At 33.3% G+C, this 12,089-nt stretch carries 9 protein-coding genes; 1 reads left to right on the top strand and 8 read right to left on the bottom strand.

Annotated elements, in window-relative coordinates; all coding sequences use genetic code 11:
* Positions 1–5 precede the first annotated feature (5 nt).
* The 3 genes from DOS84_RS06075 to DOS84_RS06065 form a co-directional block, all read right to left on the bottom strand.
* Complete coding sequence (locus DOS84_RS06075) at positions 6–335, bottom strand: hypothetical protein (protein WP_111409228.1); 330 nt, start codon at positions 333–335, stop codon at positions 6–8.
* A gap of 9 nt (positions 336–344) precedes the next feature.
* Positions 345–1,598 carry a dihydroorotase gene (locus tag DOS84_RS06070; protein WP_111409227.1) on the bottom strand — a complete coding sequence of 418 codons (1,254 nt, stop codon included), beginning with the start codon at positions 1,596–1,598 and terminating at the stop codon, positions 345–347.
* Positions 1,599–1,734: 136 nt separating this feature from the next.
* A complete protein-coding gene (locus tag DOS84_RS06065) occupies positions 1,735–3,663 on the bottom strand; it encodes a BatA domain-containing protein (RefSeq protein WP_111409226.1) in 1,929 nt (642 codons plus the stop codon).
* A gap of 180 nt (positions 3,664–3,843) precedes the next feature.
* Here DOS84_RS06065 and DOS84_RS06060 point away from each other — a divergent pair, with 180 nt between their 5' ends.
* A complete protein-coding gene (locus DOS84_RS06060; protein ID WP_111409225.1) occupies positions 3,844–4,953 on the top strand; it encodes a lactonase family protein in 1,110 nt (369 codons plus the stop codon).
* Between the two features lie 142 nt (positions 4,954–5,095).
* Here the strand turns inward: DOS84_RS06060 and DOS84_RS06055 are convergent, their stop codons facing one another.
* The 5 genes from DOS84_RS06055 to DOS84_RS06035 form a co-directional block, all read right to left on the bottom strand.
* Positions 5,096–6,445 (bottom strand): DEAD/DEAH box helicase, encoded by a 1,350-nt coding sequence (locus DOS84_RS06055; protein ID WP_111409224.1) that lies wholly within the window; start codon positions 6,443–6,445, stop codon positions 5,096–5,098.
* A 235-nt stretch (positions 6,446–6,680) separates the two neighbouring features.
* Positions 6,681–7,103: a response regulator transcription factor gene (locus DOS84_RS06050; RefSeq protein WP_111409223.1), complete on the bottom strand. Its 423-nt coding sequence runs from the start codon at positions 7,101–7,103 to the stop codon at positions 6,681–6,683.
* Positions 7,104–8,300: 1,197 nt separating this feature from the next.
* A complete protein-coding gene (locus DOS84_RS06045; protein WP_111409222.1) occupies positions 8,301–9,572 on the bottom strand; it encodes a YaiO family outer membrane beta-barrel protein in 1,272 nt (423 codons plus the stop codon).
* A gap of 27 nt (positions 9,573–9,599) precedes the next feature.
* Complete coding sequence (locus DOS84_RS06040; protein ID WP_111409221.1) at positions 9,600–11,027, bottom strand: glycosyltransferase family 2 protein; 1,428 nt, start codon at positions 11,025–11,027, stop codon at positions 9,600–9,602.
* Positions 11,027–12,088: a HEAT repeat domain-containing protein gene (locus DOS84_RS06035; RefSeq protein WP_111409220.1), complete on the bottom strand. Its 1,062-nt coding sequence runs from the start codon at positions 12,086–12,088 to the stop codon at positions 11,027–11,029. Before DOS84_RS06035 ends, DOS84_RS06040 begins: the two co-directional genes overlap by 1 nt.
* Between the last annotated feature and the right edge of the window lies 1 nt (position 12,089).

Genomic DNA, 12,089 nt, shown 5'->3' with positions numbered 1-12,089 from the left:
TTTAATTATGATATACTTTTAAGCCATTTCTGAAAGAACTCTCCAAGTAACGGAACTGGTTTTGTTTCGCCTTTTATGGCGCTGAAAATACCGTAAGTCCACAAAACAGAAACGAAAATCCACATAGGGGCAGAAATCATCAGACTGTCAAAATTGCTAATGATTAATCCCAAAGATATAAAAGTAAGTGTAAGTCCAAGTCCTTGGCGAATATGAAAGGAAGCAAATTCATTTTTGTCTTCACCGCTATTCATTGACATGGCTATAAATACGCCAATTCCTAAAATATAACTGGTAATGGCTGCTGTTTTTCCAGCTTCAATAGTATTATTCATATTGTTTGGTTATCCTAAGATTAATTTTGCTTGGTTCAAAATTCCATAAGCTTTTCCTTTTAGAGTGGTACCTAGAAATGCTGAATTTTTGGATTTTGAAAGTATGTTTTCTTTTGCGAATACGCTAATACCTTCCGGATTAAATAAAGTGATATTAGCGATTTCACCTTCACTAATGCTGTTGTTTGGAATACTAAAAATCGCTTTTCCAGTGGTAAATTTTTCAATTATAACTTCTAATGGAAGTACAGTCATCAAAGCTCCAAAAGCACTTTCTAAACCAATAGTTCCGTTTTTGGCCAAATCAAACTCCATTTTTTTGTGTTCGATGTCGATTGGATTGTGGTCGGATGTAATTATATCGATAGTTCCGTCCAGAATTCCATTGATCAATGCTTGTCTGTCTTTTTCAGTTTTTAATGGCGGAGTAACTTTGAAACGGGTGTCAAAGCCTTCGAGTTTTTCATCTGTTAAAACCAAATGATGAACGCTTACACTACAAGTAACATTTAGTCCTTTTGCTTTGGCATCTTTAATTAATTGAATCGATTTTGATGAAGAAATGGTTGGGATATGCATTTTTCCGCCGGTGTATTCCAATAAAAATAGGTTTCGGGCTATCTGCAATTCTTCTGCCAAATCCGGAATGCCTTTCAATCCCAATCGGGTGGAAACAACTCCTTCATTGGCAACTCCATTTCCTTTTATTTTGTCGTCCTGTGCAAAAGCGATAACCAGTCCATCAAAATCCTGTACGTATTGCAAAGCTATTTTTAGCAAATTGGCATTGTCCAAACTTTTGGTGTAATCGCCAAAAGCAATTGCCCCAGAATTTTTCATATCATACAATTCGGCCATGTCTTTGCCTTCACTTTCTTTGGTTAAAGCTCCAATTGGAAAGAGTTGTGTAGCAAAACCATTGGCTTTGTTTTTTACAAAATTCACTTGCGCTTGATTGTCTATAACAGGGAAGGAGTTAGGTTGCAATGCAATGGCAGTAAAACCACTTTTGGATGCAACATCTAGTCCGTTTCCGATAGTTTCTCTGTCTTCAAATCCAGGCTCACCAAGTGAAACACTGCTGTCAAACCATCCTTGAGAAATGTGGAGGTTGTCTAGCTTCAGTTCTTCGATACTATCTGTATTTGGAAGTGCCGTTCCTATTTTTTTTATAAAACCATCTACAATTAAAAGATCTACAGTCTGATTGTGAAAGGGACTTTTAGGATCGATAATTTTGGCACTTCGGATGATTATTTTCATATGTAGATAATTTACTTTAATTGAAACAATAAAACTTATGTTTAGAATATTAAAACTTAATTTTCTTGAACCATTAAGTAATTAAGTTAGTAAAGGAAAAACTTAATATTCTTAAATTTCTTAATGGTATAAAAAACTATTTCACAAATTTAATAATTGCCATTTCCAATGCTAGAAAGAGCAGTGCAAAGATAATAAACCATTTCCAAACTTGATTGTCACTTCGGCTGGTTTGTAGGGTGTCAAAAATGGTTGAAATGGAATCACTTGTTTTATAATTCGATAATATGCTTTCGTTAACCTGATCCAGATTGCTTTCGGTTCTTGGATAATTAAAACTGATGTTTTCTATCGGTTTTTTGGAATCATAAATCGTGTAATTACCTGCTTTTTCTGGATAATCATTGAAGAATAATTGCACTTTATTATTCAGTAGTTGTTGTACAGGAATAAATTGTTCCTCAGAATTTTTTACTGTAAGAATTTCATCTTTGGATAAAAGAGCAGAAACAATATACGAGTCATTCTTGCCAATAGTGTTGGCGTTAATACCGTTATTTAGTTTGTTTAAAGCCATTTTGTAAAAGACGGGAACAATCAAAGGCGATTGTTGGAAATTGGAATTTGAAGTGTTTATCGGTGCCGAAAAAACATAAACCGATGAAACAGCATTTTTCAGTCCTATTAAAAATGGTGATTGATCTTCAAAAGTCAAAACCGCAGGACTTGTGCTGGAAATTGTAAATTCTTTTTTCGTTTTAGGATATTGAAAATTATTGATTTTGTTTTCAAAAACGCCAGCAAATAAAGGATGACTGAAGTTGATTTTGGTAATCAGTTTTTCATTCGATTCCAATGGTTGGAATTGAGAGGAGCCAAACTGATTTAATAACGCATTTAAATTGGGAATTGAAGCCGTTTCTGATGGAATTACAATTAGGTTTCCGCCTTTGTTCACAAACACTTTTAAAGTGGTTTGTAAGGCTTGTGGAATTTCATCCAGTTCATTCAAAACAATAGCATCTTGCTTATCAATAATGTTATAATCTAAAGAGCTCAACGTAAAAGAACTGTAATTGAATTCGTCATCGGTGTAAATTCGGCTCAGGAAATTGTTTTTTTCGGGTGCTCCTATACTGATGATATTTGTCTTTTTGATTTTTGAAATGCTAAAAAATAATTTATTGTCGTATGTCAAATCATTGTCTTCTATTGAAACGTAGCCATGAAAAGCCTGTTTTGGAATGGTGAAAGTAACGGTTTCATTTTTGTTCTTGAAATTGATGATGGTTTTTGCAATCAGTTTGTTTTGATTGTACAAAGCAACGGGAACGGGTTTGAAATCGGAACTGTAATTTGTCGTATTGATGCTTAACTCGTAAAAATCATCCAGAGTTTGACGAATAAAAACACTGTCAATAGCGACATTGTTTTTTTGCTCCGCTTTGGGAACAATAAAATACGGAACGTTATCGGTGTCAATATTTTTTAATTGATTTTGATTTAGTCCCACCGCATCAGTAATGATTATAATGTCTTTTTTAAAAGCGGATTTATGTGCTTTTATTTTGGCTATAATATTATCCAATTGAAAAGGAGTGGCACTGTATTTCAAGTTTTGCAATTCACCTCGAATGGTTTTAATATCGGTATTCCAGTAATTATCAGTATTGGTCAACAAAGAAAAATTGGCATTTTCGGGAGTTTCTTCCAGCAGTTCCTGAATGGCACGTTTAAGTAATTCCCCTTTTTTTCCTTTGGCTTCCATACTGAAGGAATTATCCAAGATTATATACATTTCATTACTCGCATTTTTGCTGTCTTTGGATTCAAAAAAAGGTTGGGCAAAGGCAATAATAATGCAGGTGAGTAAAAGCATTCTGCAGGCCAAAAGCAACCATTTTTTTATTTTGGAACTTTTTCGGGTTTGAATCGAAAGTGCTTTTAGGAACCGAACATTAGTGAAATATTCTTTTTTGAAACGTCTTAATTGAAATAAATGCACCAAAACTGGAACAATCAACAGGAATAGAAAGTATAGAATTTCAGGTTGTTTAAAATGCATTCTAAGTTTTTGTTTGCTTCAGAGGATTTTATGACAATGAAGTTCGTAAGATTTTGTGTTTCAAAAATACAAATTTGTTGACAGTTTCTCATGATGTTGTTATTATTTTTCAAAATAGGAAGCAAATAGGGTTATTCTGAAAGAAAATAAGTATTTTAGCTATTCTGAAAACTATAAAATATGAAAAAAGTTTACCTAATTCTTTTAATAATTTCTTCTGTGGGCCCATTATTGGCCCAAAAAAACAAAGTAAATCTTCTTGTAGGGACTTATACCAATTCATGTTATAGCAGAGGTATTTATGTATATGAATTTGATACTAACAATGCTCAAATACGATTAAAAAAATCTTCGGACAGTATTGTTAATCCTAGTTATTTATCGCTTTCCAATGATGAAAAATTTATTTATGCAGTAAATGAAAATGGGGCAGCAAGTACCGTAAGTTCTTTTGCATTTGATAAAGTAAGCGGGAAACCTAGCTCAATAAATAAAGTAAGTTCCAAAGGAGCCGATCCTTGTTATCTCATCAATGACGATAAAAATGTGATAGTTGCCAATTATTCAGGGGGTAATATTTCCGTTTTTGGTAAAAAGGAAGATGGTAGTTTAACGGAAGCCAAGCAGGTTATTCAACATTATGGTAAAGGACCAAACGAACAAAGACAAGAGAAACCACATGTGCACATGGTTTATTTTTCACCGGATAAAAAATATGTTTTAAGCAATGATTTAGGAAACGATAAAGTGTATGTGTATAATTATAACCCAGCTGCAACCACTGATGTTTTAACTTTAAAAGACAGTGTTTCGGTAAAAGCGGGAAGTGGACCAAGGCATTTGACGTTTAGCAAGAAAGGGAAATATGTTTATTTACTGCAAGAATTGGATGGTTCATTGACTACTTTTAGTTACAAAGATGGTAAATTAACCCAGATCTATGAAACGACTATTTTGGCGAACGATTACAAGGGAACTTTTAGCTCAGCCGATATTCACGTTTCTCCAAACGGAAAATTTCTGTATGCTTCGAATAGAGGTGACGCCAATACAATTTCGATTTTTAAAATTTCAGGAAAAGGGAAATTAAAATCAAAAGGACAAGTAAGTACTTTAGGCAAAGGACCGAGAAATTTTGCAATTGACCCAACAGGGAAGTTTCTTTTGGTGGCACATCAATATACCAATGACATTGTGATTTTTAAAATAAATAAAAGAAAAGGAACGTTAACAGATACAAAGAAAAGATTTGATTTGTGCTCTCCTGTTTGTTTGGTTTTTGCAAAGTGATAAAAGCAGGTCGCAGAAGGCAGATTTCAGTCTATAGTAAACAGATAAAAAAAAGATTTCAGAATAAGCTGGTCAACAGTCTTGTCTGAAATCTTTTCTATTTTCTTATTCTCTATTCTGCCTTCTGAAATCTACCTTCTACTTATTTCTTATCTTTTCTCTTTTTATCTCTTGTTTTCAACATGTTTCTATTTACGGAACCATGTGTTTTTTTCTTGGTTACACCAGGTCCACCCAAATTGACTTTTTTATTCTTTTTACTTTTTTCTTGAAAAGCGCCATCACCTTCCAGTTTTTGTTTTTTCATCAAAAACTTGATAGGTTGTCTGTCTTTTTCGGGTTCGATTAATTTGGATGAAACTTCAACTTCTTCTGGGAAAGTTTCAACCGCTAGTTCCGTATTCATCAAAATTTCAATGGCCACTTTTGATTCTTCTTCACGAGGCGTAATTAAACTGATAGCCGTACCTGTAGCGTCAGCACGACCCGTTCTACCAATACGGTGCATGTACAATTCTGGTAATTCAGGCATTTCAAAGTTGATTACATGCGTAATATTCGAAATATCCAAACCTCTCGCCATAATGTCGGTAGTGATCAATCCACGAAGATTTCCTTCTTGGAATTCAGCCATCGTGCTCAAACGATAATTTTGAGATTTATTGGAGTGGATTACACCAAACTGACCTTCAAAATCTTCCTCTATACGTTGATGAACCATATCGGAAATCTTTTTGTTATTCACAAAAACCAATACTCGACTCATGTCTTCGTTAGTTTCTAATAAGTGTTTTAAAAGATTAATTTTGGTATTGAAATTTGGAACTTGATATGTAATTTGTGTAATGTTTTCAAGCGGTGTTCCAGATGCAGAAAGCGTAACTTCTTCCGGATAATCAAAATAGTCATTCAAAATGGCATCTACTTCATCGGTCATTGTTGCCGAGAATAATATGTTTTGACGTTTTTTTGGCATCATAGCCAAAATCGCTGTCAACTGAGTACGGAATCCTAAATTCAGCATTTCGTCAAATTCATCGATAACCAGTTTTTGCATTTCTTCAAAACGAATCACATTATCCAATGTTAAATCCATGATTCTTCCAGGAGTTCCCACAAGTATATCACATCCTTGATAAACTAAGGTTTTTTGAGTATTGATGTTGACACCACCAAAAATACCTATCGTTCGAACCGACATGTATTTTGTCAATTTTTCAACTTCTTCCACGACCTGAACGACTAGTTCGCGGGTTGGGACAAGGATTACTATTTTTGGAGTATGACCTGGAGTAAATTTGTATAATTTCAATAAAGGTAATAAATAGGCAAATGTTTTACCAGTACCTGTTTGTGCAATTCCCATCATATCACGCCCGGACATTATTACAGAAAAAGTTTTTTCCTGAATAGGAGTTGGGGATGTAAAACCTAAATCGGTTATCGCTTTTTGTACTGATTTAGGGAGATTGAATTGTTCGAAAGTGCTCATTATTGTTTTAATTTTGTGCAAAGATAGGTTTTTTGAAACTAAGGAAAGAAAGGTCAAGCTAACTTTGGCTTTATTTGGCAATTGATTGATTCATAAGGTCTTTATGATTTATATTAATTGAATCATTAAAAATTTATTATAAAGCAGTTAAAATGTAAAAAACGAAACCTCTATACACTATTTTTCACATAGTATATAGAGGTTTTTTTATGTTCTTGAATTATTTGATACTATTTTAAACACTAATACTCACTTCCAATTCTTTTGGTTTCATGCTGTAATTTTTTTTTGCAAATAAACGTTTTACTCTAAGCAATAATTCATTTGGATTAAAAGGCTTAGATACGAAATCATCAGCTCCAAGATTAAAAGCTTCAATAACTGTTCCTTCTTCTTCTCCCAATGCAGAAACTACAATAACATGAATATTTTCATATGCGCCTTTCGTAAAATTTATTATTTCTAGCCCGGAATGAAAAGGAAGCATAATATCGGTGATGATCATGTCTGGTATAAGTATCGGAATTTTTTCTATCGCGCTCAAACCATCTTTGCATGAGGTTACCTGATAACCTTCTTTTTTTAGTATAAACTCAAGGATTTTTATCATTAAAACATCATCTTCAGCAATTAATATTTTATAATTTGAATTGTCCATCTTTTATCTTTTAAATATTTCTTTAGTAATTTATCCATAAAATGCAAATAAATCCGTTGAAATACATTTGCTCCATAAGCACAACAACTATGCCAAACATTTATTTACTGTTTTTAAACCTCTTAAAGTTTTGATAAAGAGTCTTAAATTGTCCCCAATTTTATTTATCTAGTAATGATTGAGTTAGGGTAAGGAAATAGTTGAATGATTGAAAAAGCATCATTAGATTTAAATAAGTATTTATAAATTAAGAAGAATTGTAGAATGCTAATTTAGAGCAGAAACATTTTACTTTTTTGTTAATATCGTCCCGCTTTCCGTTGCAATCTTTTGTCTCGTTTGAGGACTGGACAAAAGGATTTTCACTTCAATCGGGGCTAAGAGTTAGCATTTTGCTTTTTTGCCATCAACTAAAAAAACGAAAAATAGTATAATCGAACTCAGGTTAGTATTCTTTATTATACAACTCAATTTCATCAATCATTACCATTGGTTTTTTGTTTTTTCGTTTTCTCCAAATGGGTAATTCTTTTAGATTTTCGATTTCAATTTTTAGAACGTGTCTTTTGCGGTGTATTTTCTAAATCCCCAAATTTCCAGTGAGGTATAAACAGCATATCGCAACTTTTTTTCATTGGAACCAATCAAATAGATGCTTTTTTCATCGCTTTTGATAATAAAGACATTTTCCTTAATTGCATTATAATCGTTTGCAATTTGAAGAATTATTTTGGCTTTTGTATCGGTTTTTTTATTGTCAAATTCAATAATAAAAGGATTTTCAAAGGCTTGGTCTAAATAACTTTTTAAGAGCGTGGCAGCGTTTTTGGCATCTTGGCTAGAGGCAAGTATAGCAACTTCCTGCCCTTTTGTATTCGCTAAATTAAGGGGTTTTGAGCCATAATTTTGCAGTTGAAAAGGAATAATATAAAAGTAATTGCGAGATAAAAATGTTTTGTTTGCAATTTATTTATCGTTTAGTCCATTTTAATTATTTAGGAATAAAACATTTAGTCTACACTGTTTTGTTTATAGGCACTCGCCCGCGTGAGGGGGTGAAGTGGAGCTCTTTTTTGTCCCTTTTTTAGGGATAAAAAAAGCGGGAACGAAAAACCCGACCCGTATGGGCACGCCCAAATTAATTTTATTTAATTGGCTAACTAAATCGCAATAAGTTTACAAAAAATGTATCTTTTTTTAAAATTGATATTGGAATATCAGCGCTATTTCGGTTTCGATTTGTTTCGAACCGGGTGTGTATTCTTGATTGTTTACGGATATCTGTAACCCTGTTATGTAATGTTTTCCAAATAATCGATTGTATCCGCCACTAATTCTAAAGGAATCAAGAGATAAACGCTGCTCGATTTGGCCAAGGGTAGTACGCTCGTCTGGTGAAGTCCCATAACCGGCAATTAATGACAGATAATCGAAGCGAGTGTTAAAATAATAACGACTTGTAAGCGTAAAAACGGGGTAAACGGTACTGTTGTCAAAAAAGAAGTAAGATCTTAGATTGAGCCAATAGGAGCCCAAATATTTCCCGATACCAACAACAGCAGAGGTTAAATTACTGTCTTCGGTATCAATGTATCGAATGCCCAAATCGCCTTCCCATCCTTTTTTGAAGTTATGAAAAAAAGAATATCCGAGTCTTAATTTTGGGAATACAGGGTCACTACTATAACCGGCACTAGCAAAGGAATAGCTGTTTTTACCAGTGAAAAAATAACTTTCGACTTCATATTGAAAACCGTTGGCTACACTTTGTTCGTTGGCATATCGGTCGGAATAATTAATTCGTGTAATGAGAGATCCCCAATTTCGCTGTGCAATGTATTGTAAACTTCCATAGTGCCAGGGCCCATAACCCGATCGGTTGAATGTGGTGAAGTTGTAAATCATTCCAATTCGGTCTGATTTGAATCGGGTTTCATCAATAAAATGATGCAGTTTGAATTCGGAATCTTCCGGATACATTTCCTGCATTTCTTTTAGATAGGTTTGACTTTTTTCATTTTCTCCCTTTAATTCATAGATGGTAAGTTTCTTGTACCGAAAATCTTTTTTTCCGGGATGTGCCTCGATTGCTTTATTGACTACAATCTCCGCATCGGCATATTTTTTTTCTTCGATGTCCATATTGATGAGGTAAGTGAAAGCGTCTTCATAAACTGGATTTTTGTCAATCACATGATTGTAATAGTATCGGGCGCTGTCTTTTTCGTTTGTCAACTGGTAAATTCTTCCTGTCAATAAATGAAAATCCAGATAATCGGGTGCCAATTTAATTCCTAACCTGGTTTTCTTTAATGCGGATTCATAGTTTTTATCTTTGTTTACTTCTTTTATGGCAACATTCAAAAGGCTGTCAACGTCTATTTTTTGGCTCCAAACAACATTGCTGTTCATCATTCCCATTACAAGAAAAACAATAAAGAGAATTTTTATGTATTTTTTATCTTTCATGCCTTTTTAAAATTTAAAGTATGTAACCTAATTTTGTTTTGGGGTAGTATTAAATCCTTGTCGCTGCATATTTCCCCATTGCATTTCTTTTTGTCTAAAGAAATGGTAATATCCTTTTAATGAAGCATACACATTGACGGGGTGATAGCAAAAAGGTTCAATTATAGCCATGAGTACGAGGACTATAATTTCTTTTGTGTTGGCATAATTTTTATAAATAATCTCGTCCAGCAATATTGAGATAAACGTAATAATCAGATAAAATAGATAGACAGCCGAGGATAAATATAGGAAATTGTGATAATCCATATTTAAAAAGAAGAAACTTAAGATTAAAACAATTATGCCGATAAGTTCTAAAATGGGAATGAGAAATTCAAAAAGAAAGAAATAGGGGAATATGAGAAATCCCGTTTTTCCGTATTTTGGATTGAAAAAAACATCTTTGTGAAAATTTAAGGTTTGAATTAGTCCTCTCGCCCATCGAACGCGTTGGCGAATAAGGACTTCTTTGGTTGAGGGTACCTCTGTCCAACAAAGCGACTCCGGAATATACTGAATAGAGAAAGGCAATTTCTTGTTATACATGTATTTTCTCATTCGGGTGATAAGTTCCATATCTTCCCCCAATGATTTATGAAAATATCCACCTGCCTCAACTGCTATTTCTTTGTCAAACATTCCTAATCCACCCGAAACCAGTAACAACCCATTGATTTGGCTCCAGGCCATTCTGCCAAAAAGAAAGGCGCGTACATATTCCAATTCCTGAAAGCGGGGATACCATCCTTTTGGGAAATGAATTTTGACCAAAAAACCTTCTTTTATTTCACATGAATTGGAAATCCGAATGCCCGCTCCCGTTGCGATAACTCTTTTCTTTCCTTCAATAAAAGGCTTGGCCAATTTTATGATGGTGTCATTTTTCAATATGCAATCCACATCGGTGCATAAAAAGAGAGGGTACTTTGAGGAGTTTATTCCAGCATTGACTGCATCGGCTTTGCTTTTAGCATTCTCTTTGTCAACGACCAATAGTTTCGAATAAATTGGATTGGTGGATTTATAATGGCCTCTTACCTTGCTTGCTTTGATTTTTTCCTGATAATAAAAATCGACTTTTACTAATTCAAACTCTTTAATGAGTTTTTCAAGAGTATCATCTGTACTGCCATCATTTATTAGTACAACTTCATATTTGGGATAGGTTAGCGAGAGTAATGATTTTACGTTATAAACAACAGTTGCCCCTTCATTGAATGCAGGAGCCACCACAGAAACTCCCGGAATATAATTGGATTTTAGGATGACATTGTTTGGGACAGAGTTTTTGCTATTCAGGTATTTTTTTATGGCATAATAGGATAACATTGCCAAAATGATATAGCTAATGATATAGGTCAAGGAAAATATTCCTACGAAATAAGCATATATGTTTAGTATAGTTTCTAACATTAGAGATACGGTGTTTTAATATGTTTGACCATTTTTTGAACATCTTCATTATCTAGAAAATGTTTATCAAAATAATTAGGGTTTATTTTGTAGAGGCAATATGCTGCTTCGAGTTTAATGTTTTCATCTGTTTTTTTTTTAAATAATTGGGCAATGAAATGTTCGGAATCTTTCATTCCAATTCCAGAAAGGGTATTGAAGATTTCTAACTTGTTTTGGGTGTCTTCCTGCTTAAATTGTTCTATCAATTCTGGCTCTGCTTCATAAATATAAAGAAAATTTGTGGCTATGATTGCTTCGCGACGAACTGAATGGTCACTGTGCCTTAATAGTTTTAAGATCGTTTCATTGTCATTTGTATAATTGTAAAATACCATCAATTTAATTCCCAATTTGACGACTGAAAGATTGTCTGACTTTATCCATTCTTTTAAATTATCAGGGATTTTTGTTTTTTTCTGATGCAAAATGTCCATGATATTGATTTCATCTGCAATGCCAATTTGAGGTGAAAAATCAATTAGAGTTTCTAATTTGTTGGGGTTTAGAGAAATTAATGACAAAAATGCACTTGATTTAACGCTTCTGTTTTTATGATATAATAAAGGGGTAATATAGGAAATGCCTTTTTTGTATTCTAAGGATTGAAGTTGGAACATTCCCAAACACTTCAAATAGAATCTTCGGCTTTTTATTAGCTTTTTGGTGTAATCAAACAAACCAAATTGTTCGTATAAAAATTGGAAAGTTTGTGTAACATCACCTTTTAGGTTCGATTTCAAAAAAATAATTTCGTTCAGAATTAATTTTTTGCACCATTTTTTTTCAAAAGGAATCACTTTTTTAAATTGTTCAATTTCTGCTTTGAAATGTGTTTCTTCAAAAGGAGTAAAAATTATATTGGTTAAAAAATTGTCGATTTCATTTTTTGCGGCTTTCAGTTTTGGCCTTAATAAATCATATCGGAATCTATTGATGATTATGATGGCTATTAATAAGAAAAGCCCACAAGTCATTATGGGAAGAACAATTAGAATTAAATAATAAACTAATACATCCATT

This window comes from Flavobacterium aquariorum (genome assembly GCF_003254745.1).
Taxonomy (GTDB): Bacteria; Bacteroidota; Bacteroidia; order Flavobacteriales; family Flavobacteriaceae; genus Flavobacterium; species Flavobacterium aquariorum.
The sequence above is the reverse complement of the archived record's forward strand: the minus strand, read 5'-3'. Positions and strand labels throughout refer to the sequence as shown.

Coding starts and splice junctions, on each gene's coding strand:
- DOS84_RS06060 (WP_111409225.1), top strand. CDS start 3,844: ATGAAAAAAGTTTACCTAATTCTTTTAATAATTTCTTCTGTGGGCCCA.
- DOS84_RS06070 (WP_111409227.1), bottom strand. CDS start 1,598: ATGAAAATAATCATCCGAAGTGCCAAAATTATCGATCCTAAAAGTCCC.
- DOS84_RS06075 (WP_111409228.1), bottom strand. CDS start 335: ATGAATAATACTATTGAAGCTGGAAAAACAGCAGCCATTACCAGTTAT.
- DOS84_RS06050 (WP_111409223.1), bottom strand. CDS start 7,103: ATGGACAATTCAAATTATAAAATATTAATTGCTGAAGATGATGTTTTA.
- DOS84_RS06045 (WP_111409222.1), bottom strand. CDS start 9,572: ATGAAAGATAAAAAATACATAAAAATTCTCTTTATTGTTTTTCTTGTA.
- DOS84_RS06065 (WP_111409226.1), bottom strand. CDS start 3,663: ATGCATTTTAAACAACCTGAAATTCTATACTTTCTATTCCTGTTGATT.
- DOS84_RS06040 (WP_111409221.1), bottom strand. CDS start 11,027: ATGTTAGAAACTATACTAAACATATATGCTTATTTCGTAGGAATATTT.
- DOS84_RS06055 (WP_111409224.1), bottom strand. CDS start 6,445: ATGAGCACTTTCGAACAATTCAATCTCCCTAAATCAGTACAAAAAGCG.
- DOS84_RS06035 (WP_111409220.1), bottom strand. CDS start 12,088: ATGGATGTATTAGTTTATTATTTAATTCTAATTGTTCTTCCCATAATG.